26 protein-coding genes are annotated in these 25,512 nt (G+C 64.4%); 21 read left to right on the top strand and 5 right to left on the bottom strand.

The genetic code is table 11. The features are described from left to right. Nucleotides 1-22: 22 nt before the first annotated feature. Nucleotides 23-787, top strand: a complete 765-nt coding sequence (locus LRS53_RS08730) for an endo alpha-1,4 polygalactosaminidase (protein ID WP_231355645.1) — start codon at nucleotides 23-25, stop codon at nucleotides 785-787. A 231-nt stretch (nucleotides 788-1,018) separates the two neighbouring features. Here the strand turns inward: LRS53_RS08730 and LRS53_RS08725 are convergent, their stop codons facing one another. After that, nucleotides 1,019-1,894 carry an NAD(P)-dependent oxidoreductase gene (locus LRS53_RS08725; protein ID WP_068384664.1) on the bottom strand — a complete coding sequence of 292 codons (876 nt, stop codon included), beginning with the start codon at nucleotides 1,892-1,894 and terminating at the stop codon, nucleotides 1,019-1,021. Between the two features lie 36 nt (nucleotides 1,895-1,930). Then, nucleotides 1,931-2,917: a magnesium transporter CorA family protein gene (locus tag LRS53_RS08720; RefSeq protein WP_017639389.1), complete on the bottom strand. Its 987-nt coding sequence runs from the start codon at nucleotides 2,915-2,917 to the stop codon at nucleotides 1,931-1,933. Between the two features lie 55 nt (nucleotides 2,918-2,972). Between LRS53_RS08720 and LRS53_RS08715 the strand changes: the two genes are divergently transcribed. Beyond that, complete coding sequence (locus tag LRS53_RS08715) at nucleotides 2,973-3,251, top strand: hypothetical protein (protein ID WP_231355644.1); 279 nt, start codon at nucleotides 2,973-2,975, stop codon at nucleotides 3,249-3,251. Here the strand turns inward: LRS53_RS08715 and rnk are convergent. Next, complete coding sequence (rnk, locus tag LRS53_RS08710) at nucleotides 3,248-3,631, bottom strand: nucleoside diphosphate kinase regulator (protein ID WP_017639387.1); 384 nt, start codon at nucleotides 3,629-3,631, stop codon at nucleotides 3,248-3,250. The two genes, LRS53_RS08715 and rnk, sit on opposite strands and share 4 nt — an antisense overlap. Before the next feature lie 190 nt (nucleotides 3,632-3,821). Next, the gene (cyaY, locus tag LRS53_RS08705; RefSeq protein ID WP_059316577.1) at nucleotides 3,822-4,151 is read right to left on the bottom strand and encodes an iron donor protein CyaY; all 330 of its coding nucleotides are present in this window, start codon (nucleotides 4,149-4,151) and stop codon (nucleotides 3,822-3,824) included. A 169-nt stretch (nucleotides 4,152-4,320) separates the two neighbouring features. On the opposite strand from cyaY, the gene lptM reads away from it, so the two are divergent. From lptM to LRS53_RS08620, 17 genes are all read left to right on the top strand, one after another. Beyond that, nucleotides 4,321-4,446 (top strand): LPS translocon maturation chaperone LptM, encoded by a 126-nt coding sequence (lptM, locus tag LRS53_RS08700; RefSeq protein WP_007161378.1) that lies wholly within the window; start codon nucleotides 4,321-4,323, stop codon nucleotides 4,444-4,446. 9 nt (nucleotides 4,447-4,455) lie between these two features. Next, nucleotides 4,456-5,703 carry a diaminopimelate decarboxylase gene (lysA, locus tag LRS53_RS08695; protein WP_231355643.1) on the top strand — a complete coding sequence of 416 codons (1,248 nt, stop codon included), beginning with the start codon at nucleotides 4,456-4,458 and terminating at the stop codon, nucleotides 5,701-5,703. Between the two features lie 10 nt (nucleotides 5,704-5,713). Continuing rightward, nucleotides 5,714-6,544 carry a diaminopimelate epimerase gene (gene dapF, locus LRS53_RS08690; RefSeq protein WP_231355642.1) on the top strand — a complete coding sequence of 277 codons (831 nt, stop codon included), beginning with the start codon at nucleotides 5,714-5,716 and terminating at the stop codon, nucleotides 6,542-6,544. Beyond that, nucleotides 6,541-7,227 carry a DUF484 family protein gene (locus tag LRS53_RS08685; protein ID WP_017639383.1) on the top strand — a complete coding sequence of 229 codons (687 nt, stop codon included), beginning with the start codon at nucleotides 6,541-6,543 and terminating at the stop codon, nucleotides 7,225-7,227. The genes dapF and LRS53_RS08685 overlap by 4 nt, the downstream gene beginning before the upstream one ends. Nucleotides 7,228-7,242: 15 nt before the next feature. After that, a complete protein-coding gene (gene xerC, locus LRS53_RS08680) occupies nucleotides 7,243-8,136 on the top strand; it encodes a tyrosine recombinase XerC (RefSeq protein WP_231355641.1) in 894 nt (297 codons plus the stop codon). Further along, complete coding sequence (locus LRS53_RS08675) at nucleotides 8,133-8,855, top strand: HAD family hydrolase (RefSeq protein ID WP_231355640.1); 723 nt, start codon at nucleotides 8,133-8,135, stop codon at nucleotides 8,853-8,855. The genes xerC and LRS53_RS08675 overlap by 4 nt, the downstream gene beginning before the upstream one ends. 959 nt (nucleotides 8,856-9,814) lie before the next feature. Then, nucleotides 9,815-11,194: a pyridine nucleotide-disulfide oxidoreductase gene (locus tag LRS53_RS08670; RefSeq protein WP_231355639.1), complete on the top strand. Its 1,380-nt coding sequence runs from the start codon at nucleotides 9,815-9,817 to the stop codon at nucleotides 11,192-11,194. Between the two features lie 44 nt (nucleotides 11,195-11,238). Further along, nucleotides 11,239-12,411: a DegT/DnrJ/EryC1/StrS family aminotransferase gene (locus LRS53_RS08665; protein WP_231355638.1), complete on the top strand. Its 1,173-nt coding sequence runs from the start codon at nucleotides 11,239-11,241 to the stop codon at nucleotides 12,409-12,411. 19 nt (nucleotides 12,412-12,430) lie between these two features. After that, nucleotides 12,431-13,966, top strand: a complete 1,536-nt coding sequence (locus LRS53_RS08660; RefSeq protein ID WP_026083658.1) for an oligosaccharide flippase family protein — start codon at nucleotides 12,431-12,433, stop codon at nucleotides 13,964-13,966. Nucleotide 13,967: 1 nt separating this feature from the next. Further along, nucleotides 13,968-14,903: a glycosyltransferase gene (locus LRS53_RS08655; protein WP_231355637.1), complete on the top strand. Its 936-nt coding sequence runs from the start codon at nucleotides 13,968-13,970 to the stop codon at nucleotides 14,901-14,903. A gap of 57 nt (nucleotides 14,904-14,960) precedes the next feature. Then, nucleotides 14,961-17,174: a polysaccharide biosynthesis tyrosine autokinase gene (locus tag LRS53_RS08650; protein WP_017639376.1), complete on the top strand. Its 2,214-nt coding sequence runs from the start codon at nucleotides 14,961-14,963 to the stop codon at nucleotides 17,172-17,174. Between the two features lie 39 nt (nucleotides 17,175-17,213). After that, nucleotides 17,214-17,744 carry a transcription/translation regulatory transformer protein RfaH gene (rfaH, locus tag LRS53_RS08645; RefSeq protein ID WP_017639375.1) on the top strand — a complete coding sequence of 177 codons (531 nt, stop codon included), beginning with the start codon at nucleotides 17,214-17,216 and terminating at the stop codon, nucleotides 17,742-17,744. A gap of 35 nt (nucleotides 17,745-17,779) precedes the next feature. Then, nucleotides 17,780-18,778, top strand: coding sequence for a glycosyltransferase (locus tag LRS53_RS08640; protein ID WP_017639374.1), 999 nt, complete (start codon nucleotides 17,780-17,782; stop codon nucleotides 18,776-18,778). Beyond that, the gene (locus tag LRS53_RS08635) at nucleotides 18,775-20,022 is read left to right on the top strand and encodes a glycosyltransferase family 4 protein (protein ID WP_231355636.1); all 1,248 of its coding nucleotides are present in this window, start codon (nucleotides 18,775-18,777) and stop codon (nucleotides 20,020-20,022) included. The genes LRS53_RS08640 and LRS53_RS08635 overlap by 4 nt, the downstream gene beginning before the upstream one ends. Before the next feature lie 30 nt (nucleotides 20,023-20,052). Next, a complete protein-coding gene (locus LRS53_RS08630; RefSeq protein ID WP_064307772.1) occupies nucleotides 20,053-21,141 on the top strand; it encodes a glycosyltransferase family 4 protein in 1,089 nt (362 codons plus the stop codon). A 58-nt stretch (nucleotides 21,142-21,199) separates the two neighbouring features. After that, nucleotides 21,200-21,493 carry a hypothetical protein gene (locus LRS53_RS08625; RefSeq protein WP_143075257.1) on the top strand — a complete coding sequence of 98 codons (294 nt, stop codon included), beginning with the start codon at nucleotides 21,200-21,202 and terminating at the stop codon, nucleotides 21,491-21,493. A 45-nt stretch (nucleotides 21,494-21,538) separates the two neighbouring features. Beyond that, nucleotides 21,539-22,738, top strand: a complete 1,200-nt coding sequence (locus LRS53_RS08620; protein ID WP_017639370.1) for a glycosyltransferase family 4 protein — start codon at nucleotides 21,539-21,541, stop codon at nucleotides 22,736-22,738. A gap of 3 nt (nucleotides 22,739-22,741) precedes the next feature. On the opposite strand, the gene LRS53_RS08615 is transcribed toward LRS53_RS08620, so the two are convergent. Next, complete coding sequence (locus tag LRS53_RS08615; protein ID WP_017639369.1) at nucleotides 22,742-23,605, bottom strand: isocitrate lyase/PEP mutase family protein; 864 nt, start codon at nucleotides 23,603-23,605, stop codon at nucleotides 22,742-22,744. A 298-nt stretch (nucleotides 23,606-23,903) separates the two neighbouring features. On the opposite strand from LRS53_RS08615, the gene LRS53_RS08610 reads away from it, so the two are divergent. Then, nucleotides 23,904-25,112 carry a methyltransferase gene (locus LRS53_RS08610; protein ID WP_173148617.1) on the top strand — a complete coding sequence of 403 codons (1,209 nt, stop codon included), beginning with the start codon at nucleotides 23,904-23,906 and terminating at the stop codon, nucleotides 25,110-25,112. A gap of 138 nt (nucleotides 25,113-25,250) precedes the next feature. Next, the gene (locus LRS53_RS08605) at nucleotides 25,251-25,463 is read left to right on the top strand and encodes a hypothetical protein (protein ID WP_017639367.1); all 213 of its coding nucleotides are present in this window, start codon (nucleotides 25,251-25,253) and stop codon (nucleotides 25,461-25,463) included. Nucleotides 25,464-25,512 lie beyond the last annotated feature (49 nt).

Here is a 25,512-nt window from a genome sequence, read left to right as displayed (position 1 = left end):
CCAGCCGTTCGAGTCAAGTCTCATGCGCCTTTCAGCCTGCTCCATCCTGCTTTGCGGAATGTTCGCTGCGGCTTCCAGCCAGGCCGCCCTGCCGCCGCCGCTGCCACAGACGCTCACCTGGCATGTCCAGCTGAACGGCGTGCTGCAGAAGCCCAATCGCACCCTCTACGACATCGATCTCTATGACACCAGCAAGGCGGTGATCGCCAATCTGAAGGGCAATGGGAAGACGGTGATCTGCTATTTCAGCGCCGGTACCTGGGAGGACTGGCGGCCCGACGCCGCGCTCTATCCCAAGGCCGCTCTGGGCAAGGCGCTGGACGCCTGGCCGGGCGAACGCTGGCTGGACATCCGCCGTGCCGACGTCCGCGCCTTGCTGGCCAAGCGGCTGGACCTGGCGGTGCAGAAGGGTTGCCAGGGCGTGGACCCGGACAACGTCGACGGCTACTCCAACCCCAACGGCCTCAAGCTGACCAAGGCCCAGCAGCTGGACTTCCTCAACTGGCTGGCCGACGAGGCGCACAGGCGCAGTCTGCTGGTGGGTCTGAAGAACGCCGTGGATCTGGTGCCGAGCCTCTACACCAAGTTCGACTTCGCCCTCAACGAGAGCTGCTACGACTACGCCGAGTGCAACGCCTACAGCTACTTCCGCACCCAGAAGAAGCCGGTGATGATCATCGACTACGGTCTCTACAGCACCAAGCGCTGCAGCCAGGCCAAGACCTCGGGCTACAACCTGCAGTTCTATCCGCTGTCGCTGGCGGCGCTGGGCACCGCCTGCAAGTAGCCATGGCGCGGGATCTGGGTCAGGTCGCGCGAGCGGGAGCCACGTCCAACGCGGCTTGGCCGACGCGCAGCGGATTTTGAGCAGGCGCTCAGAACTTGTGTACGATCTTTTGGACTAGAGCCAGACAAGGCAAAAACAGCTGAGGAAGCGCAGTTTACAAGTTGTAAATGAGCATTCCGAAGCTGTTTTTAACGCCGTATGGCCGACGGCCAGGAGATCGTAAACAGGTTCTCAGTCGAGGCCGGCCTTCTTGTGCGACCTCTGCCCCAGCGCGATCCAGTCCAGATCGCCCTCGCCCTGGGCGACGGCCTCCAGCAGGTTGTCTCTCAGGACGCTGGCGAAGGGTAGCGGTACCGCCTTTTCCTGACCGGCCGCCAGGGCCAGGCCGACGTCCTTGAGTCCCAGGCTGAGCTTGAAGGCCGCCGGCGAGAACTTTCGCTCGGTCAGCAGGCGTCCGTAGTTCTGGTACACCGGGGCGGCGAACAGGGTGCTGGTGAGGATTTCCAGCAGCGCTGCCGGCTCCACGCCATAGCTGCGGGCCAGGGCGGTGCTCTCGCCCATGGTCTCGATGGCGCTGGCGATCATGAAGTTGCCAGCGATCTTCACCACGTTGGCCTGGCGCGGCTCCGCGCCCACCGGCCAGGTCTTGCGTCCCAGCACGTCGAGCAGCGGCTGGACGCGCTGGATCGCCTCGGGCTCGCCGGCCACCACGATGTTGAGCTGGCCACTGGCAGCTACGTCGGTGCGGCCGAAGACGGGTGCCGCCACATAGCCCAGGCCGGCCTCGGCATGGCGCGCGACCAGTTCGTCCACCAGGGCCACCGACAGGGTGGCCATGCTGACGTGGATCAGCCCGACCCGTGCCTGCTCAAGGGCGCCGCTGTCAAGGATTACCTCGCGGGTGGCGGCGTCATTGGCCAGGATGCTGAAGACCACCTCCACGTCGAAGGCCTCTGCCGGCGTCGCCGCCGCGCGGGCACCCTGCTCGACCAGCACCTGGACCGGCGCCTGGGAGCGATTCCAGACCACGACCTCATGACCGGCCTTGAGCAGATTGGCGGCCATGCCCTGGCCCATGCCACCCAGGCCAATGAATCCGATACGCATAGTGTTGCCTCCTCGAGGTGCGATGGATGCCGCCGACTACAGCCAGCGGCGAAACTTGAACCAGGCATAGGGAATCAACGCCGAGACCACCATGGCGCCCAGCGCCAGCGGATAGCCGAAGTGCCAGTCCAGCTCCGGCATGACCTTGAAGTTCATGCCGTAGACGGTGCCCACCAGGGTCGGCGGCAGGAACAGCACCGAGGCGATGGTGAACACCTTGACGATGTTGTTCTGCTCCACGCTGATCAGGCCCAGGGTGGCGTCGAGCAGAAAGCCGATCTCGCCGTTCATTTTGGCCTGGTAATCGCTCAGCGAGCGGACGTCGCGCTCCAAGGTCTTGAACCAGGTCTTGGCCGTGCCGGAGATCCAGGTGGCGCCCGCCCGGCGCAGGTAGGAGACGATGCGATTGATGCCCAGCAGACTCTCGCTGAGCTGGGCCAGCAGCTGATTGCTGCGCCCCAGCTGCTTGACGATGGATTGCAGGTCGGTCTTGGGCTGCTGCTTTTCCTGCGGTGAATCCAGGGGTTCGCGAAACACCGCCTTGGCCAGGCGATTGAGATGCGCCTGCACCGATTCGAGGATGTCGGCCACCCGGTCCACCAGGCTATCCAGCAGCGAGGCGAAGATGACATCGCTGCGACAGTGCTGGCTCGCCTGCTGCTGGGCCTTGCCGAGAAAGGTCTTGAAGGCCGCCAGTTCGGCGTAGCGCACCGTCACCAGCCACTCGGGCGTCAGCACGAAATTGACCACCGAGGCCTGCGGCTGATGCTCGCTGAAGCCACTGACGACGGTGGTGGTCAGGTGCAGAGCCTGGTCGGTCTGGTAGAGTCGCGAGGATTCCTCGATCTCGGCGATCTCTTCCCGGGTGGGGATGTCCATCGCCAGTGCCTGCTCCAGATAGCGCTCCTCCGCCTCGCTGGGGTCGAGCAGATCGACCCAGAGCAAATCGTCCGGCAACGCGTCTCCCGGCGACAGCGGCTGGGCCACCAGCTCGTTGGCGGACAGGCGATAGCAGGTGATCATCGAGAAGACTCCAGGCCAGAATCAGGGGTCGCACTGTAACAAAAGGTATCCGAACATGATTGACCACACCGATGACGAAGAATCCTTTGTCTCCTCCCATCTGATCGAAGCGGTGGAGAACCAGCTTGCCGCTGCCGAGCCGGCCTATGTCCAGGCCGTGCTCAACAAGCTGACCCTGGTCGGCTACGAACGCGAGGAAGCGGTGCTGCTGATGGCTCAGGCACTGTCCTTCGAGATCGAAGCCATGCTCGCCGCCGATCGCCCCTTCGACGGCGCCCACTACGAGCGCCTGCTACGGGCCCTGCCGGAACTGCCCGAGGTCGCGGACGACTAGGCCTCGACCGGCTCCAGCGCCAGCAGCTCCACCTGCTGCTCCTTGCCGCCGGGCACCGGCCAGCTGAGGCGCTCGCCGGGGGTCGCCCCGAGCAGCGCGCTGCCGGCCGGCGCCAGCACCGAAATCCGGCCCTCCGCGCCGGCGTCCTCCGGATAGACCAGCACCACCTGGTACTCCTTGCCGGTGTCGGTCTCACGGCAGCGCACCCGCGAATTCATGGTGACCACCGCGCCGATCTCCTCGGGCGCCACCACTCGCGCCTGAGCCAGTTCCTCGTCCAGGGCCTCTGCCACGGGCCCGAATTCGGGCAGGGCGTCGAGCAGCCGTTCGAGACGGGGCAGATCGACGGCGGAAACGGTGATGGGCGATGCATGACGCATGGCGGACTCCTGGAAGACGAGACGATGCGGCCCAACCGCGCGGTGCGGCGGACCACCGGGATGACGGGCGACCGGCGCCCAGCGAGAAGCCGCACAAGGGCGGCAAAAGAAAACGGCGCTCGAAGGGCGCCGTCAGATCACGCTAGCACAGGGCTCAAGGCTCGGGTCAAGCCGCACCGACCGCAGGTCATTACAGCCCGGGCAAGGCCACGCTCTCGCCGGTCTGCTCCAGGGTCACCCGTACCAGCAGCGCGCCGAGGGTCTCGGACGAGGTGTCGCAGATCCAGCTCTGGCCGTCCCAGTCGAAGTGATAGCCACCCGACCGCGCGGCGACCCAGAGCTGCACCAGCGGGGGCTGGCGGCTGAGAATGACCTGGCTGCCGTTGTCGAACTTGATCGTCAGCACGCCACCGGCATTTTCCAGATCGAGGTCCAGCCCGCTGTCGTCATAGGCGTCTTCGACCTGGCGCTGGGTCTGGTCGACGAGGTGATGGAATTGCGCTTCGCTGAGCCGGCTCATGACGATCCTCGAAAGAAGGGAAAGAATCGCCGCACGGTAGCGGGCCGCCCAGATGGCGTCCAGTCGCGGCTGTTGCCGGCAGCTGCGCTTCAGCCATCCGGGCGTGTCAAAGAGTCGCTCAACCCCGTTATACTCCGGGCAATATTCGCCTGAATAAAGGTTTCGCGTCATGAAGCGCCTGTCTCTCCTCTTCATCGCCTGCGCCTGCCTGCTGGCCGGCTGCGGTCAGAAAGGCCCGCTGTACCTGCCCGACGACCAGAAAGCCGCCAAAGAACACCGCCACGACGTGTTCTAGGGAGCCACCATGGAAGTCTTCGCTGTCCGTGCAGGTGAACTGCATGCGGAAGGGGTCGCCCTGAGCGCCGTGGCGCAGGAATTCGGCACCCCCGCCTACGTCTACTCGCGAGCGCACATCGAGGGCCAGTACCGCGCCTATACCGATGCGCTGGCCGGTCTGCCGCACCTGGTCTGTTTCGCCGTCAAGGCCAACTCCAACCTCGGTGTGCTCAATGTCCTGGCCCGCCTCGGCGCCGGCTTCGACATCGTCTCCCGCGGCGAGCTGGAGCGCGTCCTGGCCGCTGGTGGCGACCCGCACCGGGTGGTGTTCTCCGGGGTCGGCAAGACCCGTGACGACATGCGCCGCGCCCTGGAAGTGGGCGTGCAATGCTTCAACGTCGAATCCACCGACGAGCTGGAACGGCTGCAGCAGGTGGCCGCCGAACTGAACGTGGTCGCGCCGATCTCGCTGCGGGTCAATCCCGACGTCGACGCCGGCACCCACCCCTACATTTCCACCGGTCTCAAGGAAAACAAGTTCGGCATCGACATCGCCGACGCCGAGGCGGTCTACGCCCGCGCCGCCGCGTTGCCGAACCTGGAAATCCTCGGCGTGGACTGCCATATCGGCTCCCAGCTCACTACCCTGCCGCCCTTCCTCGACGCCCTCGACCGCCTCTTGGCGCTGATCGATCGCCTCGCCGAGCGCGGTATCGTCCTGCGCCACCTGGACCTCGGCGGCGGCCTGGGCGTGCGCTATCGGGACGAGCAACCGCCGCTGGCCGGCGACTACATCCAGGCCATCCGCGAGCGCATCGCTGGGCGCAGCCTGACCCTGGTGTTCGAGCCGGGCCGCTTCATCGTGGCCAATGCCGGCGTCCTGCTGACCCGCGTGGAATACCTCAAGCACACCACCCACAAGGATTTCGCCATCGTCGACGCGGCGATGAACGATCTCATCCGTCCGGCGCTGTACCAGGCCTGGATGGCGGTGGAGCCGGTGGTCGCGCGCCAGGGCGAAGCCCGCCGCTACGACTTGGTCGGTCCCATCTGCGAGACCGGCGACTTCCTCGCCAAGGACCGCGAGCTGGTGCTGGCCGAGGGCGATCTGCTGGCCATCCGCTCCGCTGGGGCCTATGGCTTCACCATGAGTTCCAACTACAACACTCGCGGCCGTGCGGCCGAGGTGATGGTGGATGGCGACCAGGCGCACCTGGTCCGTCGGCGCGAGACGCTGGAAGAACTCTTCGCAGGCGAGAGCCGGCTGCCGGCCTGAGGGGAGTTCCATGCAACTGCGCTTCACCAAGATGCACGGTCTGGGCAACGATTTCATGGTCCTCGACCTGATCAGCCAGCACGCCCACATCCAGCCCAAGCACGTCCGTCTGTGGGGAGATAGAAACACCGGGGTTGGCTTCGACCAGTTGCTGATCGTCGAGACCCCGACCACGCCGGACGTGGACTTTCGCTATCGCATCTTCAACGCCGATGGCTCCGAGGTCGAACAGTGCGGCAATGGCGCCCGCTGCTTCGCCCGCTTCGTCTTCGACAAGCGCCTCACGGTCAAGAAGCAGATCCGCGTCGAAACCAAGAGCGGCATCATCGAATTGCACCTCAAGGGTGATGGCCAGGTGCGCGTCGACATGGGCGCACCGCGTCTGCAGGCCGCCGAGATCCCCTTCATCGCCGAGGCGGAGACCCTGAGCCATGCCGTCCAGGTCGACGGCGAGACGGTCGAGCTGGCGGTGGTCTCCATGGGCAACCCCCACGGCGTGCTGCGGGTCGCCGACGTCGACCAGGCGCCGGTGCTCACCCTCGGGCCCAAGCTGGAGTGCCATCCGCGCTTTCCGCAAAAGGCCAACATCGGTTTCCTGCAGATCATCGACACCCAGCGCGCCCGCCTGCGGGTCTGGGAGCGCGGTGTCGGCGAAACCCGCGCCTGCGGTACCGGCGCCTGCGCCGCCGCCGTGGCCGGGATTCGCCAGGGCTGGCTGAAATCGCCGGTCAGCATCGAGTTGCCGGGCGGTCTGCTCAACATCGAGTGGGACGGCGTCGGCCAACCGGTGCTCATGACCGGTCCGGCCACCCGTGTCTACGAAGGCCAGGTAAGAGTATGAGCGATACCCCCGAACTGACCGCGGACCAGGTCGCCGACTGGCTGCTGGACCATCCGCACTTCTTCGCCGATCGCGAAGAGCTGCTGGCGGAGATGCGTGTCCCCCACCAGCGGGGGACCGCCATCTCCCTGGTCGAGCGGCAACTCGGCCTGCTGCGCGATCGCAACGGCGAGATGCGCCATCGCCTGGCCCACCTGATGGACGTGGCCCGGGACAACGACCGGCTGTTCGACAAGACCCGCCGGCTGATCATCGGCCTGCTGGACGCCAACAGCCTCGAAGAGGTGATCGGCACCGTCGAGGACAGCCTGCGTCATGAGTTCAAGGTGCCCTACGTCGGCCTCATCCTGTTCCACGAGCACCCGCTGCCGGTCGGCCGCAGCGTCACCCCCGCCGAAGCGCAAAAGGTGATCGGCGGCCTGCTGGGTGGTGAGAAGACCACCAGTGGCGTCCTGCGCGCCCACGAACTGGCCTTCCTGTTCGGTGACTCGGCCAAGGAAGAAGTCGGCTCGGCTGCCGTCGCCGCCCTCTCCCACCAGGGCCTGCATGGGGTCCTGGCGATCGGCAGCCCCGACCCCCAGCACTATCGCAGCAGCCTGGGCACGCTGTTTCTGAGCCATGTGGCGGAAGTCCTGGCGCGGGTACTGCCCCGCTTCCCCGTCCCCTTGCGCACGGTGCGCTGAGCCCGGGAGCGGAGCATGCAGATCCAGCTCGATGCCTATCTCGACCATCTGCGCCTGGAACGCCAGGTTTCGCCCCACACCCTCGACGGCTACCGCCGCGATCTGCGCAAGCTGCTGACCTTCGTCGAAGCCGAAGGGCTGAGCGACTGGGGCGGCCTGGACAGTCGCCGCCTGCGCGCCCTGATCGCCCAGCTGCACCGGGCCGGTGCCTCCAGCCGCAGCCTGGCGCGATTGCTTTCAGCCTGTCGCGGCTTCTATCTCTACCTGATTCGCGAAGGTCACTGCAGCCAGGACCCGGCCCATGGGCTCTCGCCGCCCAAAGCCCAGAAGGCCCTGCCCAAGGTGCTCGACGTCGACCGCTCCATGCAGCTGCTCGACGGCGCCGTGGAAGACGACTTTCTCGCCCTGCGCGACCAGGCCCTGCTGGAGCTCTTCTACAGCTCCGGGCTGCGGCTGTCCGAACTGGTGGGTCTGGACCTGGCGGATGTGGACCTGGCCCAGGGCCTGGTTCAGGTGCGCGGCAAGGGCAACAAGGAGCGGGTGCTGCCCATCGGCAGCAAGGCCCGCGACGCCCTGGAGACCTGGCTCAAGGTCAGGCCCCAGGCCGCCCCGTGTGACGATGCCCTGTTCATCGGCCAGCGCGGTCTGCGGCTGACGCCCCGCGCGGTACAGTTGCGGGTGCGCGAGGCCGGCGTGCGCGAACTGGGCCAGCACCTGCATCCGCACATGCTCAGGCACAGCTTCGCCAGCCACATGCTCAGCGCCTCCGGCGATCTGCGCGCGGTGCAGGAATTGCTCGGCCACGCCGACATCGCCACCACCCAGATCTACACCCACCTGGACTTCGGCCAGCTCGCCGAGGTCTATGACAAGGCGCACCCCCGCGCCAAGCGCAAGGCCAGCCGATGACGATTCGCCTCGTGACCTTCGACCTCGACGACACCCTCTGGGAAATTGCTCCCGTCATTCATTCCGCGGAGGCCCTGCTGCGCGACTGGTTCGCCGATGCCGCTCCGCGGCTGGGCAGCGTTCCGGTGGAGCACCTCTGGGCGATCCGTGATCGCCTGCTGCAGCAGGACGCCGGGCTCAAGCACCGGGTCAGCGAGATGCGCCGTCGGGTCATCCACCAGGCACTGCTCGATGCCGGCTATGGCGAACCCGAGGCCGCCCAGCTGGCCGAAGCGGGCTTCGCGGTCTATCTGGCCGCCCGCCAGCAGGTCACCCTGTTCGACGACGTCCACCCCACCCTGGAGCAACTGGCCGATCGCTACACCCTGGGCGTGCTGACCAATGGCAATGCGGACGTTCAGACCATCGGCCTGGCCGACTACTTCCGCTTCGCCCTGAATGCCGAGCAACTGGGCGTCGGCAAGCCCGACCCCAAGCCCTTTCGCGAAGCCCTGCGCCTCACCGGCATTCCCGCCGAGGCCACCGTGCACGTAGGAGACAACCCCGTGGATGATGTCGAGGGCGCCCAGCGCGCCGGTATCCGCGCGGTCTGGTTCAACCCCTTGCAGCATCCCTGGCAGGGCCCCGGCAAACCGGATGCGGAGGTCCGCAGCCTGAGCGAGCTTCCCATCGTGCTGGAGGGATGGTCAGGCAGACCGAAAAATAGTAATACTAAATAATGAAAAGCTGATTTTTTCGTGCTTGCCAGCCGTCTGCCTGCTCCTTCGATTCTGTTAACCAATCGTCAAAATATTCGTCACACTTGCAGCCTGCATTAGCAGTTGCTTTGCGACCCTCTTCACCAAAAACTTCGGGAGCCGACGGTTTTTTGCCAAGCACACCTCATTTGGCCGTCTATTCCCTAAGAACAACAGCAGTAATGGCCGTCTCGCTGACCAACTTCCCCTGCCGGACCTCGCGTTGACAGTCCAAACCCTTTTGACAATCATTGCCGCAGATTCGAAGTAGCGCTGGGATTGCGCGCTGAATCTGCTGCCGTACAGGTCAGGGAAGACAGCATTACCTCCCCCTCCTCTGCGTCTCGCCGATGGTTTCTCAAGTTTCTGGACGTTGCGTTGTCAGGCCTTGATATCGGTAACTAAACCCTCTGTTCATTCCGTCCAGGTGCAAACCCGTGCGGTAGCCATGTCCGAACCGGACCGGTTACCAGCCAAGACGCGGTAAACCTGTGCGGTAGCCATGCCCAGGCGCTGGACAGAGCGGGACGATCACCGTGCCAGCGAGCACCTGCAGGACTACATGGATGTCATCTGAACTGGACTTAATTCTCTTTGCTCACGCAACTTCGGTCTTGCCTGAAACGGGCAAGCGAATGGCGGTGCGGGCAAACAAGCTACCGCGGGCTTCAGCGCCCTGCGTGCTGGTTCGGATGAGTTCGCAAAGAGTGGAAAGCGCTCGCTAGACAGTCTCGAGCAAGTTGGCGAAGTCCTGGCACTGACAACCAAGCATTAGTTATCCGCACTGGCTGTCGCGAGCCCTGACCGACGTTCATCAGACGGTCATTTACTCAATAAAGATTAAAAAGCTCTGCTGCATTTTTTGCTGACTGCCGGGCATGGCGAAAGCCAGTTTCAACCACGTTAATTGCGCCCTGATGGCGCACGGAGAGGATGCCCCGATGGCAAGGAATGATCTATCGGAAGCGACATTAGGATGTCTAATTGGCGGCGCTGGTCCGGCGGGCCTGGGATTCCTGTTCAATGCCATCAAGCGTGGCGCCCTGGAGCAGCTAGCCCAGGCGGGCACCATCATCGTCGACGCCGGGACCGAACTCGGTGCCGGCAAGCTGGGTGACTATCAGATCATCGCCAACTCGGTGAGCGACGTCTTTCTGGACTGTCTGCGCGACCCCCTGTTGGCGCCCATCCTGGCGCCGCTGCAGGCCTCGCCGACCTTTCGCCACCTCAAGTTGAATGCTCAGGAAGCGCCGGCGCTGCCCATCGTCGGCCAGCTCTTCCAGCAGGCCGCCGGCCTGATCCTGCCCTGGCTGGAACGCCAGTACGGCATCCCCACCTGGCGCCAGACCCGTATCACCGAGGTCACCTGCGAAGGTTCGAGCTATGTCGTCTGGCTGGAACAGGCCGGCGCCATCCGCCGCGTGCGCACCTCCAGCCTGGTGCTGAACCTGGGCGGCAAGCAGACCCGCTCCAGCTTCGAGGAAAGCAGCCAGGCCATGGGTCTACAGCTGCCCCAGAGCGCCTCGATCGACAGCTCCGACAGCCTGCTGCGCCTGCAACCCGAGGCCCTGCGCCAGCGCTATCGTGCCAGGCTCAAGGATGGCGGTCTGATCTGCGTGGTGGGCGGGTCCCACAGCGCCTTTTCCGCCCTGGACAACCTGGCCAGTGCCCTACACCACGACGGCCTGCGCGAACTGACCCTGGTCCATCGCTCGCCGATCCGACTGTTCTACGAGACCGCTGCCGAAGCCCTGGCCGCCGGCTATGACTTCGACCCGCTGCAGGATATCTGCCCCATTTCCAAGCGGGTCAACCGCTCGGGCGGGTTGCGCTACCGAGCCCACGAGATCGGTCGCCAGGTCCTGGCCGGTCAGGGCATCGGCGGTACCCCGGTCAAGGTCAAGACGCTGCAACTGGATGGCAGCGCCGAGCGCCTCGCCAGCGCCCAGACGCTGTTCGACAGCGCCGCCCTGCTGGTTCAGGGCATGGGTTACCAACCCATAGTGCCCGAGCTGCGCTGCCAGGACGGTCGTCCGCTGACCCTGCGCACCCTGCGCGGCGGTCTGGATTCCGATGCGGCCGGCAGCCCGCTGGACCAGCACGGCCAGCGCCTCAAGGGCCTGCACCTGTTCGGCCTGGGTTCGGGGCTGGCGGTCGACCCCCGACTGGGCAGCGAAGCGTCCTTTTCCGGACGCATCTATGGGGTCTGGCAGTTCCACAACGATGCCAGTCGCGAGGCCCTCGAATCGGTTCTGGAGCGGCTGGACAAGCCCGGCGCCCCCTTCCGGCCGATGGCCAGCCCCGTCGCCGAACACGCTTGACCGAACCGACACGTATCAAGGACTCGATAAGCAGGTACCGGATCATGATCAATGTGACCAAGCCCTACCTGGGCGACAAGGAACGCTTCAAGGCGTATATCGACAAGATCTACGCCAACAACTGGATCACCAATCAAGGCCCTCTGCACGCTCAGCTCGAAGAGCGCCTGCGCGATTATCTGGGCGTCAGAAACATCATCCTGGTCAACAACGGTACCCTGGCCCTGCAGGTCGCCTATCGCGCCCTGGGCCTGTCCGGCAGCGCCATCACCACGCCGTTCAGCTTCGTCGCCACCACCAGCACCCTGCACTGGGAAGGGATCCGCCCGGTCTTCGCCGACATCCACCCGGAAACCTGGAACCTGGATCCGGCCAACGTCGAAGCCGCCATCGAGCCTGACACCTCGGCCATCGTCGCCACCCACGTGTTCGGCAATCCCTGCGATGTCCGTGGCCTGCAGCAGGTCGCCAACCGCCACGGCCTCAAGGTCGTCTACGACGGCGCCCATGCCTTCGGCACCCGCTTCGAAGGCCGCTCGGTGCTGCAGTGGGGCGACATCACCACCGTCAGCTTCCACGCCACCAAGCTGTTCCACACCATCGAAGGCGGCGCGATCATCACCGAAGACGACGAGCTCGCCGAGCACGTCCGCCGCATGATCAATTTCGGCATCGTCGATGCCGAGCGCATCGAAGGCGTGGGCATCAACGCCAAGCTCAACGAGGTATCCGCGGCCATGGGGCTGTGCATCCTCGACGAGCTGGAAGACATCCTGGCCCGCCGCGCCGTCATCGGTCAGCACTATGAGCGACGCCTGCAGGGCGCCTTCGACCTGCAGCGCCCCACCTACGGCAGCCAGCTGAACTACAGCTACTTCCCGGTGGGCCTGCGCGACGAGCCGAGTCTGCTGGACACCAAGAAGGCCCTGAACGCCGTCGGCATCAATCCGCGCCGCTACTTCTATCCGTCGCTGGAAACCCTGGACTACCTGCAGCCCCAGGCGATCAAGCCGGTCTCGCGCAAGCTGAGTCACCGCATCCTCTGCGTGCCGCTCTATCCGGACCTGCCGCAGGCGACCCAGGACCTGCTGATCGACACCCTGCTGTTGGCACAACAGAAAAAGACCAGCATGGAATCCCTGCGGGCACTCATCACCCCGGCACAGCTGCTGCCGAGCTGGGATTTTCCCGGCGACTCCTCTCCTGTTCTAACTTGATCCTGGCCCGCTATCTCCCATGACCAGTCCCGCGAAAGTGTCGGTGTTGCGCAACACCCTGATCAATTATGCCGGCCAAGCCTATGCGCTGCTGATCGGCATCTTGATCCAGCCGATGTATCTCGGTCATCTGGGTGCCGAAACCTATGGTCTGATCGGCTTCTTCGCCGTGCTGCAGACCTGGCTGCAACTCCTCGACGTCGGCATTTCCGCCTCGCTGGTGCGTGACGTCGCCCATGGCCGTGGCCAGACCGGCGCGGGGCGTACCCGTGGCCAGCTGCTGCGCTCGCTGGAATTCATCTTCATCCCCCTGGCGACCCTGGCCTTCGTCGCCATCGAGCTGAATTCGGAATGGATGGCGGGCCACTGGCTCAACGTCCAGGGCCTGCCCACGGAGACCGTGGCCCACTGCATCGGCCTGATGGGGCTGATGATCGCCTTCCGCCTGCTGTCGACGCTGTACAAGAGCGGCGTCCAGGGCGTCGAGCTGCACGGCTGGCTGAATCTGGTCAACGTATTGATCGCCACGGTGCGCTATTTCGGCGGCCTGATCCTGGTGATGTGGATTTCCCAGGAGCCGCTGGACTTCTTTGTGTTCCAGGCCTTCGTCGCCGTGTTCGAGATGCTGGTCTATGCGCTCAAGGCCTATCGCCTGCTGCCCAACCCCACCTGGTGGAGCGGCTTCGACTGGCAGCGGGTCAAGCCCATCGTGCCCTTCGCCCTGAGCATGTCCTTTACCTCGATCCTGTGGATCGCCCTGACCCAGCTCGACAAGCTGGTACTGTCCAAGGCGCTGCCCCTGGCCGAGTACGGCTACTTCAGCCTGGTGGCGCTGATCTCCACCGGCATCGTGACCCTGACCAATCCACTGGTGCAGGCGCTGCTGCCGCGCATGACGGTGCTGGTGTCCCAGGACAAACCGCTGGAACTGGAACGCCTCTATCGCAACGCGGCGCGCTTCGCCTTCGCCATCCTGCTGCCGCTGGCGGCCATGGTGGCCTTCCATGGCGAGGCGCTGATCTTCGCCTGGACCGGCGACAAGGTCTCCGCCCACTGGAGCGAGCCGATCCTGTTCTGGTACGCCCTGGGCTCGGCGCTGCTGGCCCTCAGTCAGTTCCAGTTCTATCTGCAGTACGCCTACGGCAAGTTGCGCCTGCACGTCTGGTACAGCCTGGTGTCCGCGGCCATTTCGGTGCCCATCGTGATCCTGGTGGTCCTGCATTACGGCGCCTACGGCGCGGCGCTGGCCTGGTTCTTCATGCGCCTGATCCCCTTCGTGATCTGGCCGATGATCGTCCACGGCCGCTTCGCGCCGAATCTGCAGCGCTACTGGAACCAGGACCTGCTGGTGGCCGTGGTGGTGACCGCCATCGGCGTGGGCCTGAGCAAGTTGCTGTACCAAGAGATTCAACCGCAGGAGCGGTTTGCCATTCTCGCCACCCTCGCCCTGAGCGGTGGCCTGACCCTGGTGTTGATGGCGCTGAGCTATGTGCTCTGTTCTCCGAAACAGACCCGCTCGCGCCTGTTTTCCCAACTCTACAAAGCAGGTATCTGACATGGACGCTCGGACCGAAGCAGAGATCATGAAGAACTGGCCGACGGATTGCAGTCGGCCGGTCGCCAGCATCGTCTGCCTGACCTTCAACCATCGCGACTACATCGGCCAGGCCATCGATGGCTTTCTGCGCCAGCAGACCGATTTTCCCTTCGAGATCATCATCAACGATGACGCCTCGACCGATGGCACCCGGGACATCCTCAAGGACTACGAGCGCCGCTATCCCCGGCTGATCCGCCTGATCCTGCAACAGGAAAATCAGTACAGCCAGGGCAAGCCCTATGGCATGCCGGTGTTCCAGCACGCCCGCGGCGACTACATCGCCTATTGCGAAGGCGACGACTACTGGAACGACCCGCGCAAGTTGCAGCTGCAGGTGGATTTCCTGGAGCGCAATCGGGACTACGCCCTGACCTTCCACGCCTCCTATGCCTTCAACAGCAAGGGGATCGTCAATCCGCAGCGTTTCAGTGGCCAGGATCACTACGACCGCAGCGAAACCGACCTGAAGAAGGCCCTGCCGCTGTCCACCCTGACCGCCTGCTTCCGCAATGTCCTACGGGAACTGCCGCCGGAGCTGGAAACCGCTGCGCTCATGGACATCGTCTGGTGGTCGCTGCTGGGTGCCCACGGCAAGGGCAAGTTCATGGACGAGATCCGCCCCGCCGCCTACCGCGTGCACGAGAACGGGATCTTTTCCATGCGCGCCAGCCAGAAGCGCCTGCAGATGGATCTCCACACCCAGTACTGCCTCGCCAACTACTACTACCGGCTGGGCGAGCGTGACCTGCATGTCTTCTTCCTGCGCCAGGTCCTGAGTCTTTCGCTGTCCTCGATTCCGCCGACCCAGAAGGTCAAGGCGCTCTTGCGGGCGGTAAGCAACATCACCCTCAACATCGGCCGACGCTTCGCCCCCAAACGCGTCAGCTACTGAACGTACACAGAGCAGTTTTCCGGCTGCGCTGTATCCAGCTAAAAGGAAGGGACCCCAATGACCGTCATGCAGCGCTCTTCGTTCGAACAACACGAAGAACAACACCTGGACCTCAAGACGATGGCCCTCACGCTTCTTGATCACAAGAAGCTGATCGCGGGCATCACCGCGGGCTTTCTCGCCGTGGGCATCACCTATGCCGTGCTGTCCACCCCGCAATACATCGCCGGGGCGATGATCCAGATCGAACCCAAGAAGAATGCGCTCACGGCGGTCGCCGAGACCGTGGTGCGCCCCAACTCGGCCTCGCCGGCCGTGGCCGAGATCGAGCTGCTGAAATCCCGCGCGGTGCTGGCCAAGACCGTGGAGAACCTGCGCCTGGACATCGAGGCCAAGCCACGCTTCTTCCCGCTGATCGGCCACTACCTGTGGCGCACCTACGAAGCCGACAAGCCGGGTCAGCTGGCGGACAGCTGGCCGCAACTGCGCGGCTTCGCCTGGGGCGGCGAAAAGATCGACGTCTTCCAGTTCGATGTCCCGGACGACATGTACGGCGAGACCCTGACGGTGGTCGCCGGCAGCAACGGTCGCTATCGCCTGCTGGACAAGGACAAGCAGCCGCTGCTGGATGGCCAGGTCGGCCAGATGGCCAGCGGTAACGGCTACCGCATGCAGATCAAGACCCTGACCGCGCGCCCCGGCACCGAATTCAAGGTGACCCGCAACCGCGTCATCACCACCGCACAGCTCTATCAGAACCGCATCAAGACCAGCGAAGCGGGCAAGGAATCGGGCATCATCTACCTGTCCCTGGCGGACGAGAATCCCGACCTGGCCAAGAGCGTGCTGTCCGAGATCAGCCGCCTGTACGTGCTGCAGAACGTCGAGCGCAGCTCGGCGGAAGCGGCCCAGCGCCTGGACTTCCTGCGTGGCCAGCTGCCGGCGGTGCGCAAGGACCTGGAAAGCGCCGAAGCGGCCCTGAACAGCTATCAGACCAACAGCCGCTCCGTGGACATCAGCCTGGAAACCAAGGCGGTCCTGGACAAGATCGTCACCCTCGACACCAACATCTCCCAGCTCAAGCTCAAGCAGGCCGAATACGATCGCCTCTATACCCGTGATCACCCCAGCTACAAGACCCTGCTGAACCAGCTCGCCCAGCTGGAAGTGGAAAAGCGCAGCCTGCAGCGCAAGGTGGAAGCCCTGCCCAGCACCCAGCAGGAACTGCTGCGTCTGAATCGCGACATGAAGGTCACCAACCAGACCTATCAGCTGCTGCTCAACCAGGCCCAGGAACAGGACATCATCCGCGCCGGCACCATCGGCAACGTGCGCCTGGTCGACAACGCCGACGTCAACCTCGACGAGCCGGCCACCAACCGCAAGATCGCGCTGATCCTGTCGCTGCTGCTGGGTCTGGTGACCTCCGTGGTGGTGGTCTTTGTCCGCCAGGCCTTCCAGAAGGGCATCGAGAATCCCGACACCGTCGAGCAAATCGGCCTGCCGGTCTATTCCACCCTGCCCTTCACCAAGGACCAGGAGCGCCTGAACCGTCGCCTGAAGAAAAAGACCCGTACCGGCGAACCCAATCTGCTGAGCGTGGTGCAGCCGGCCAACCTGGCGGTGGAGTCCCTGCGCAGCCTGAGATCCAGCCTGCACTTCGCCATGCTGGAAGCCAAGAACCGGGTGATCATGATTTCCAGCCCGACCCCGGGCGTCGGCAAATCCTTCGTCTCCAGCAACCTCGCCGCAGTGGTCGCCCAGTCGGGGCAGCGCGTGCTGCTGATCGACGCCGACATGCGCAAGGGCTATCTGCACCGCGTGTTCGGCCTGCAGCCGCAAGCCGGCCTGTCCGAGCTGCTGACCGGTCGCAGCAAGCTGCGTGAAGCCATCGTGCCGAGCGGTATCGCCCAACTGGACATCATCAGCTGTGGTCAGTCCGCACCGAATCCCTCGGAGCTGCTGATGCACGCCAACTTCTCCCGTCTGCTGGACGAAGTGGGCGGCCTCTATGACCTGGTGATCATCGATACCCCGCCGATCCTGGCGGTGACCGATGCCGCCCTGGTGGGTCGTCTCGCCGGCACCACGCTGCTGGTCACCCGTTTCGGCCAGAGCACCCTCAAGGCCGTGGAGAACTCCCGCCGGCGCTTCGCCCAGAACGGCATCACCATCAAGGGCGCCATCCTCAACGGCGTGCAGCGCAAGGCCTCGACGTCCATGGAAGACGATGGCGTCTACGGCTACTACGAATACGGCCCCCGTACCTGATACGCCGCAACCGATCGCCCCTAGAGAAGGAACTCGCCCATGACGCTCGCCCCTCCTACCGGTCACTGGTATCTGGTGCAGACCAAGCCCAATCAGGAAGCCAGGGCCGAAGAAAACCTGAGCAGACAGGGTTACGTCTGCTTCCGGCCCCAGCGCGAGCGCAAGGCGTCCGGCAGAAGTCGTGCGGTTGGCAGCGAGTCGCTGTTCCCGGGGTATCTGTTCATTCAGCTCAATGACGTGAACGACAACTGGTACCCCATCCGCTCGACGCGCGGCGTCAATCGGATCGTCAGCTTCGGCACCCAGCCGACGGCGGTGAGCGAAGGCATCATCGACGACATCCGCCAGCGACTCGCCGCCCTGGCGGAACCTGCGCCTGCCCACCAGCCCGGCGCGACCGTGCGGGTGCAGTACAGCCAGGAGCTGGAGATGGACGCGGTGTTCCTGAGTGCCGATGGCAACGAGCGGGCCATCATCCTGCTGCGCATCCTGCAACGCGAACAACGGGTCAGCGTCGCTCTTGATCAATTGTCGGCAGCGGCTCCCGTCAACCAACGGCTGCGCGCCTGACCAAGAACTGTAAGACCCTTTGGAGGAGTCTATTCATGCAATGCAAGACCACGGTCGTGACCGTCACCTACGGCAATCGCCTCGGCTATCTGGAGCAGCTGGTCACCCGCGCCCTGGCCGAACGCACCATTCACCAGGTCGTCGTGGTGAGCAATGCGGCGACGGTATCGCTGGATAGCCTCGAAACCCGCTGGCCCGGTCAGGTCAAGGTAATCGCCCTGAGCGAGAACACCGGCTCCGCCAACGGTTACGCCGTGGCCCTGGAAGCCGCTCTGGCCAGCGACACCACCCATATCTGGATGATGGACGATGACAATGCGCCCCTGGGCGATGCCCTCGACGTGCTGCACCGCCGCCTCGACGAACTCGGCGCCGTCCATGGTCGCGACAAGGTAGCCGTGCTCGGCTATCGGCCGACCCAGCAGGCCGACATCGCCCAGTGCATCCCGACCAAGATGATCACCCAGCCGCGTTCGAGCTACTTCGGCTTCCACGTGGCGCGCATTCCCTACAAGATCTGGCGCCGCCTGCCCTGGGGCCGTCCGCGCGGTGGCCAGCCGGAAGCCCTGGTCGAGCTGCCCTTCGCCCCCTATGGCGGCATGCTCGCCCACCGCAGCCTCTATGAGCGCATCGGCCTGCCCCTGCGCGAGCTGGTGCTCTATTCCGACGACACCGAGTACACCTACCGCATCACCCAGGCCGGCGGAAAGCTGTTCATGGTCACCGAGGCGGAACTCGAAGAGCTGGAGCACTCCTGGAACATCAAGGAAGGCACCAGCAACGTCTACCAGAACTACCTGCAGGCCGGCTCGGACTTCCGCGCCTACTACGCCGCGCGCAACCAGGCCTGGTTCGACAAGAACGTCTGGGCCAGCTCGCGGCCGATGTACAACCTCAACCGCTACGTCTTCCACACCCTGCTCAAGTGGTTCGCCCGTGATGACAAGAGTCGCCAGCGCCTGGCGCTGATCCGGCAGGCGGTCCAGGACGGCGAAACCGGCGCGCTGGGGATAAACCGCAGCTATCCGCTATGAAACTGCTCTTTCTCAACAGCTTCTATCCGCCCCATGTGGGCGGTGGTGCGGAGCTCATCCTGCAACGCAGCGTGGAAGGCTTCCAGCAGCGCGGCCACGACGTCGCCGTGCTGGTGACCGGTCCCGAGCAGGGTGTGCATGAGGAGACGGTGAACGACGTCCGCGTCTATCGCGCCGGGCTGAAGAACTTCTACTGGCCCCTGACCCAGCAGCGCCCCGGTCCGCTGGCACGCTTCGGCTGGCACTTTCGCGACCAGTACAACAGCGCGATGCGGCCCCCCCTGCGCCAGGTCCTGCAACGGGAAAAGCCGGATCTGGTGGTGTGCCACAACCTGTCCGGCTGGTCGGTAGCGGCCTGGGACGAGATCCGCGCCAGCGGCGTCCCCATCGTGCAGGTGCTGCACGACATGTATCTGCTGTGCCCGAAGAACACCCTGTTCAAGAAGGGCCAGAGCTGCCAGAAACTCTGTGGCAGCTGCGCCGCCCTGCGCCGGCCCCACGCCGAGCAGTCCGCCAAGGTGGATGCCGTCGTCGGCGTCAGCCGCTATCTGCTGGACACCATCGTCAACAAGGGCTACTTCGGCGGCGTGCCGCGCCAGGTGATCCACAACGCCAGCCTGATCGCCGGCAGCAATGGCGAAACCTCGACACCCAGTCCCGAGGGCGTCGTCCGCTTCGGCTACATGGGCACCCTGTCGGAAAACAAGGGGGTGGGCTGGCTGATCGAGCAATTCCAGCGGCTGTCGCTCAACGCGACCCTGACCATCGCCGGCAAGGGCCAGCTGGACTATGAAACCCAGCTCAAGGCCATGGCCGATCCGCACAAGGTCAGCTTCGTCGGCTATCAGAAGCCCAAGGACTTCTACCGGAACATCGACGTCTTCGTGGCGCCGTCGCTGTGGGCCGAGCCCTTCGGCATGGTCGCCGTCGAAGCCTGCGCCTTCCAGAAGCCGGTCATCGCCACCCGCATGGGCGGCCTGCCGGAGATCGTCCGGGATGGTGTCAACGGCCTGCTCTGCAACGCCGACGACCGCGACTCCCTGGGCCGCGCCCTGCAATGCCTGCATGACGATGCCGAGCTGCGCCAACGGCTGAGTCTGCTGAGCCGCACCGCGGTGGCCGATCTGCTGAACATGGACACCATGCTCGACCAGTACCAGGCGCTCTTCGAGGACGTGCTGGGCAAGGCGCAGCACGGCGCCGCCAAGCAGCTTCACGTCCCTCACACACAGCTTTCCAACTGATCCACCCAGGTCACGGCAACGGGCAGAATCATGATCATCGTCAATTCCCGCTTCATCACCCAGGATCTTCGCGGCGTCCAGCGCTTCGCGGAATGCATCTCGCTGGAGCTGGCGAAGCTGAGATCCGACCTGCGCTTCGTCGCGCCGCCCGGCGCCGTCAGGCCCGAGGTGGCCAAACGGCTGGGCATCGAAGTCATCGGCACCCGTCAGGGCCAGCGCTGGGAGCAATGGGACCTGCCGAACTGGCTGAAGAGCCAGGGCAGCCCGCTGCTGCTGTCACTGTGCAGCACGGCGCCGCTGCTCTACAGCAACCAGATCGCCACCCACCACGACATCAACTACGTGCGCTTTCCCGAGAGTTACTCGTGGAAATTCCGCACCTCGTACCGCTGCCTGATTCCCATGCTGCTCAAGCGCTCGAACGCCCTGATCACCGTGAGTGAATTCTCCCGCGACGAGATCTCGCGCTTCTATCGCTACCCGAGCGACTCGATCACGGTCGTGCCCAACGCCGTGGCCGACGCCTTCACCCTGGCGCCGCGGATCGACAGCGTCGACACCCCCTATCTGCTGGCGGTGTCCTCGCCCAGCTACCACAAGAACTTCTCACGGATGCTGGAAGCCTTCGCCGCCCTGCCGCGGGACCTCAAGGTCGAATTGCGCATCGTCGGCGACAGCCACGCCGTGTTCGGCCAGAGCGATCTGGCGACCCTGGCGGCCAGGGATCCGCGGGTCAAGCTGCTCGGCCGCATCGACGATGGCGAACTGGCGCGCCAGTATCGCCAGGCCACCGCCTTCGTCTTTCCGTCGCTCTACGAGGGGTTCGGCATCCCGCCCCTGGAAGCCCAGGCCTGCGGCTGCCCGGTGATCTCGGCCAATACCGCCTCCATGCCGGAAGTGCTGCAGGACAGCGTCCTCTATTTCGACCCCTACGAGACGGCCAGCATCACCCAGGCGATGCGCACCATCCTGCAGGACGCACCGCTCAGGGAGGCGCTCCGCGCCAAGGGCCTGGCCAACATCCAGCGCTTCAACTGGCAGACCTCCGCGAGAAAGGTCTCCGACCTGCTGGACAGCGCCCTGGCGACCACCACGAAGTCCGCGGCCAGGGCCGCCTGAAACGACCCCACAACAACAATTCAGCGATCAAGAACTCATGGAAGAGACAAGCAAAGCCATGGCTGGCCAGCGCCGTTCCTCTGTACCCCTGACGCTCGACGAATCGAACGTGTCCGGACGCGTCCTTCAGGTCGCTGATTGCCACCTTCTGCGCAGCAGCTCGGACGACACCGCGGCAGAGACCGCGGAGCGCCCGGAGAACGCTGAATGTTTCGAAACGCCTGCAACAGACGCCGTCTTTGCAAAAAGCCCAACCATCAAGTTGCACGAACTCGACAGCGCTTCGGACGACATCGAGATCACCCGGCTGCCCTGGGGATATGCAGTGACCAGAAAGACCCGCACTCCATGATTCAGCACCAGCACTTGATTTCATTTCACGCTTAAGGAAGACGACATGAAAATCGCCATCGTTCACGATTGGTTGGTAACCTTTGCTGGCGCCGAACGCGTGCTCGCCGAACTGCTCGACATCTGGCCGGAGGCGGACCTGTTCAGCGTGATCGACTTCCTTTCGGACGAAGATCGGGCGCAGCTGCAGGGCAAGCAGGCGACGACCACCTTCATCCAGCGGCTGCCCCAGGCCAAGAAGCGCTATCAGACCTACCTGCCGCTCATGCCGCATGCCATCGAGCAGCTGGATCTGTCCGGCTACGACCTGATCATCTCCAGCAGCCATGCGGTGGCCAAGGGCGTCCTGACTGGTCCGGACCAGCTGCACATCAGCTATGTCCACTCGCCCATCCGCTACGCCTGGGACCTGCAGCACCAGTACCTCAAGGAAGCAGGGCTCGATCGCGGCCTGAAGGGCAAGCTGGCACGCGTCATCCTGCACTATGTGCGCATCTGGGATCAGCGCACCGCCGCCGGCGTGGATGCCTTCGTCGCCAACTCCCACTTCATCGCCCGGCGCATCAGCAAGGCCTATCGCCGCGAAGCCAAGGTCATCTATCCGCCGGTCGACATCAGTCGCTTCACGCCCAGCGGCGGCAAGGACGACTTCTACCTGACGGCCTCGCGCATGGTGCCCTACAAGCGCATGCCCATGATCGTCGAAGCCTTCAGCTCGATGCCCGACAAGAAACTGGTGGTGATCGGCGCCGGCCCCGAATTCGAGAAGGCCAAGGAGGTCGCCGGTCCCAACGTCACCCTGCTGGGTTACCAGGACTTCGACTGCCTGCTCGACCACATGCGCCGAGCGCGGGCCTTCGTCTTCGCCGCCGAGGAAGACTTCGGCATCACCCCCATCGAAGCCCAGGCCTGCGGGACCCCCGTTATCGCCTATGGCCGGGGTGGCGTGCTGGAAACCGTACGCGGCCTGGATGCGCCCCATCCCACCGGCGTCTTCTATCCGGAGCAGAGCGTCGCCTCGCTGTGCGCCGCCGTGCGCCAGTTCGAAGCCCTGGAAACGCCGATCAGCCAGCAGGCGTGCCGGCAGAATGCCGAGCGCTTCGCCACCAAGCGTTTCCGTCAGGAAATGCGTGCCTTCGTCGAAGCCCGGGTTGCCGCGCTGCATCTGCCCGCCGACCTGGATCTGGAGATCGTCACGCCCTTTCCCAGCAAGGGTCTGCAGCCGAGTTCGCTGAGCACCGCCTGATCGTTACTCCTTCACGTCCATGAATTCCCGCGCCCAGACTCGATACTCCTGCAGTGTCGAGTACTTGGTGGACAGCTCGGACGCGGACAGGTCGGACGCGGTGATGTCGCGCTGCTCTCTCAGGCAATCGTAGGTCGCCTTGATCGCCGCGAAGTAGGCGGCGTGACCATTCACCACCACCCGCACCCCGGCCTTGGCCAGGCGGGCGTTGTCGCGCAGCTGGGGATTGCCGTAGGTCACCAGCATCACCGGCACGCTCAGGTGCTGGGTGATCTCTTCCAGATGATCGAAGTCACGAATCCCGACCATGCAGATGCCGTCCGCGCCCGCCGCCTCATAGGCCTTGGTACGGGAGATGACCTCTGCGGTGCTCAGTTCGGTGGCGTTGGTGCGGGCAAAGATGCTCAGGGCTTCGTCGATACGGGCTTCCAGCGCACCCTTGATCTTGCCGATGCCCTCTTCGACGCTCACCAGGTCGGTGGACTTGCGGCCATAGCCGGCCGGCAGCACGGTGTCCTCGATGGTCAGGGCAGCCACCCCGGCGCGCTCGAGCTCGGTGATGGTGCGCATGACGTTCAGGGCATTGCCGTAGCCGTGATCGGCGTCGGCGATGATGGGCAGCCGGGCGACCCGGCCGATGCGCGTGGCCTGTTCGACGAACTCGCTCAGGGTGATCAGGGCGAAGTCCGGAGCGGCGAGCACCTGCAGGGAAGCCACCGACCCGCCGAGGATGCCCATTTCGAAACCGAGGTCGTTGGCGATGCGCGCCGACATGGGATCGAAGACGGACGCCGTGTGGTAGCAGCTGTCCGATTTCAGCAGGGCTCTGAACGCTAAGCGCAGCTTGTGCGGGGAGGTTGGCTTCATAGAATTTTCCTTCTGGGATAAACCGAACAGACAATGTTAGCGCGACAAGTAGTGGTCACACGACCAGATGTCCGGCTTTGAGATAAATCGATTCATCCAACTGACCCACGGTCGCCGTTCGGCCTCGCCGCTCAGGCGCCGCAAGCCGCAGGTCGAAACTCGCGGAGATCGGATCAGCCCGGGTAACCCGCCGCTTGCCCAGACGCTGGAGATTTCGATACCCAAGCATGCCCAGGCAAAGTGACAATAGTGGCCAGGCTCAGCCTTTCTGCCAATCCCGTCATTGCCCAATGCCATCATGCTTGCTGCCGATTTTCTAGACCGCTTCACCGCCCTGGATCTTTTCCTGACCCGGCATCAGCACCTGTGGCGGCCCAGACCCTTCGTCGAGCGTGAGCTGCCCTGGGAGTCGAGCTGCCCGGAACTGGCCGATTGGTTGCGCGCCCGCAGCCTGGAAGCGGCGGAGGCGGCCCATAATACCCCTCAGCTCCTGGCTGCACCTGAACCCTTCCACTCCCTGGCCAAGACCTCGCTGGCGCTCACTCAGGTCCCCGAATACCAAGACGCTCCTGGCCGCAATCTGTCCGGCAGGCAAGACGTCGACGTACCGGGGCGCAAGTGGCTGCAGATCGAGGCCTTCAGCCGCAAGCTGGACTTCCAGCGACCGGTGCGGCGCTGGGTCGATTGGTGCGCGGGCAAGGGCCATCTGGCCAGGCACCTGACCTATCAGGGTGCACCAGCGGTCTGCCTGGAGGTCGATGCGGCCCTCGTCGCGGAAGGCGCAAGGCTCAGCCACCGGGCCCGGGCCTCCGTGCACCATTATCAGGCCGATGTGCTCCAAAGGCTGGCAGGCGACCAGCTTGGCAGCCGCGACACACCCGTCGCCCTGCATGCCTGCGGCGACCTGCACACCCAGCTGCTCAGGGTGACGGCAGCGCGCGGCTGTCAGCAACTGGCCCTGGCGCCCTGTTGCTATGACCGCATCTCCGCCGAAGTGTATGGCCCCTTGTCCGCGCCGGCGAAGGCCTCGGCACTGCGGCTGGACCGGGAAGCCCTGCGTCTGGCCCTCTGTGAAACCATCACCGGCGGGCAACGGGTACGCCGGGATAGAGACCTGTCCATGGCGCGACGGCTGGGCTTCGATCTGCTGCAACGCGAGGTCACGGGGCACGATGTCTATCTCAATACGCCGCCACTGCCCAGCCACTGGCTGCGCCAGCCCTTCGCCGCCTTCGGTGAAGAGCTGGCAAGACGCAAGGATCTGCTGCTGCCGAACGGAATCGACTGGCCGCTCTGGGAAAGGCGAGGCTTCCAGCGGCTGGCGGAAGTTCGTAATCTCGAGCTGTTGCGCGGCCTGTTCCGCCGTCCCCTGGAGCTCTGGCTGGTATTGGATCAGGCGCTGTTCCTACAGGAGCAAGGTTACAGAGTGACGCTGGGGACCTTCTGTCCAGCGCACCTGACACCGCGCAACCTGCTGCTGACGGCGGAAAAACCCCATTCGGCCTAGGCTCACAGCCGCTCTATCCTGCACGTTTGTCGGAATCTGAGCGACGGAATGTAAAAAATACCTTTTGGTGATGGACTTCTCACAAAGTCTGCACAATAGTTAGGTTGCAATCTCGCAAAAAAAGCAGGAATAACAAAAATGCGCTACTACCTGCCCGTTTGGACCGGCGTCGCCGGTTGCCTCGTCTTCGCCCAAGCCCAGCTGCCCTGGCTTGCGGTGGCCTCCCTCCTCGTCAGCTGGTCCTTCTTGCTGTTCTCGCACGACAACGCAAGGAATTCAGCCTGGCATTCCAAGATCTCCACCCTCCCCGTCAATTCCCCCTTGAGCTTTCAGTCCCACCATCGCCATTGAGGCGTGCTCCAGGCCAGGGACTGGCCTACACCCGACCTGACAGGTCTGG

Source organism: Pseudomonas sp. PLB05, assembly GCF_021106615.1.
Lineage (GTDB): Bacteria > Pseudomonadota > Gammaproteobacteria > Pseudomonadales > Pseudomonadaceae > Chryseomonas > Chryseomonas benzopyrenica.
Note: the sequence above shows the minus strand (reverse complement) of the source record. Positions and strands in the feature narration are given on the sequence as shown.

Bases quoted from the DNA above. Each gene is read 5' to 3' on its own strand.
- LRS53_RS08730 (WP_231355645.1), top strand. From the start codon at position 23: ATGCGCCTTTCAGCCTGCTCCATCCTGCTTTGCGGAATGTTCGCTGCG.
- LRS53_RS08725 (WP_068384664.1), bottom strand. From the start codon at position 1,894: ATGCGTATCGGATTCATTGGCCTGGGTGGCATGGGCCAGGGCATGGCC.
- LRS53_RS08720 (WP_017639389.1), bottom strand. From the start codon at position 2,917: ATGATCACCTGCTATCGCCTGTCCGCCAACGAGCTGGTGGCCCAGCCG.
- LRS53_RS08715 (WP_231355644.1), top strand. From the start codon at position 2,973: ATGATTGACCACACCGATGACGAAGAATCCTTTGTCTCCTCCCATCTG.
- rnk (WP_017639387.1), bottom strand. From the start codon at position 3,631: ATGCGTCATGCATCGCCCATCACCGTTTCCGCCGTCGATCTGCCCCGT.
- cyaY (WP_059316577.1), bottom strand. From the start codon at position 4,151: ATGAGCCGGCTCAGCGAAGCGCAATTCCATCACCTCGTCGACCAGACC.
- lptM (WP_007161378.1), top strand. From the start codon at position 4,321: ATGAAGCGCCTGTCTCTCCTCTTCATCGCCTGCGCCTGCCTGCTGGCC.
- lysA (WP_231355643.1), top strand. From the start codon at position 4,456: ATGGAAGTCTTCGCTGTCCGTGCAGGTGAACTGCATGCGGAAGGGGTC.
- dapF (WP_231355642.1), top strand. From the start codon at position 5,714: ATGCAACTGCGCTTCACCAAGATGCACGGTCTGGGCAACGATTTCATG.
- LRS53_RS08685 (WP_017639383.1), top strand. From the start codon at position 6,541: ATGAGCGATACCCCCGAACTGACCGCGGACCAGGTCGCCGACTGGCTG.
- xerC (WP_231355641.1), top strand. From the start codon at position 7,243: ATGCAGATCCAGCTCGATGCCTATCTCGACCATCTGCGCCTGGAACGC.
- LRS53_RS08675 (WP_231355640.1), top strand. From the start codon at position 8,133: ATGACGATTCGCCTCGTGACCTTCGACCTCGACGACACCCTCTGGGAA.
- LRS53_RS08670 (WP_231355639.1), top strand. From the start codon at position 9,815: ATGGCAAGGAATGATCTATCGGAAGCGACATTAGGATGTCTAATTGGC.
- LRS53_RS08665 (WP_231355638.1), top strand. From the start codon at position 11,239: ATGATCAATGTGACCAAGCCCTACCTGGGCGACAAGGAACGCTTCAAG.
- LRS53_RS08660 (WP_026083658.1), top strand. From the start codon at position 12,431: ATGACCAGTCCCGCGAAAGTGTCGGTGTTGCGCAACACCCTGATCAAT.
- LRS53_RS08655 (WP_231355637.1), top strand. From the start codon at position 13,968: ATGGACGCTCGGACCGAAGCAGAGATCATGAAGAACTGGCCGACGGAT.
- LRS53_RS08650 (WP_017639376.1), top strand. From the start codon at position 14,961: ATGACCGTCATGCAGCGCTCTTCGTTCGAACAACACGAAGAACAACAC.
- rfaH (WP_017639375.1), top strand. From the start codon at position 17,214: ATGACGCTCGCCCCTCCTACCGGTCACTGGTATCTGGTGCAGACCAAG.
- LRS53_RS08640 (WP_017639374.1), top strand. From the start codon at position 17,780: ATGCAATGCAAGACCACGGTCGTGACCGTCACCTACGGCAATCGCCTC.
- LRS53_RS08635 (WP_231355636.1), top strand. From the start codon at position 18,775: ATGAAACTGCTCTTTCTCAACAGCTTCTATCCGCCCCATGTGGGCGGT.
- LRS53_RS08630 (WP_064307772.1), top strand. From the start codon at position 20,053: ATGATCATCGTCAATTCCCGCTTCATCACCCAGGATCTTCGCGGCGTC.
- LRS53_RS08625 (WP_143075257.1), top strand. From the start codon at position 21,200: ATGGCTGGCCAGCGCCGTTCCTCTGTACCCCTGACGCTCGACGAATCG.
- LRS53_RS08620 (WP_017639370.1), top strand. From the start codon at position 21,539: ATGAAAATCGCCATCGTTCACGATTGGTTGGTAACCTTTGCTGGCGCC.
- LRS53_RS08615 (WP_017639369.1), bottom strand. From the start codon at position 23,605: ATGAAGCCAACCTCCCCGCACAAGCTGCGCTTAGCGTTCAGAGCCCTG.
- LRS53_RS08610 (WP_173148617.1), top strand. From the start codon at position 23,904: ATGCTTGCTGCCGATTTTCTAGACCGCTTCACCGCCCTGGATCTTTTC.
- LRS53_RS08605 (WP_017639367.1), top strand. From the start codon at position 25,251: ATGCGCTACTACCTGCCCGTTTGGACCGGCGTCGCCGGTTGCCTCGTC.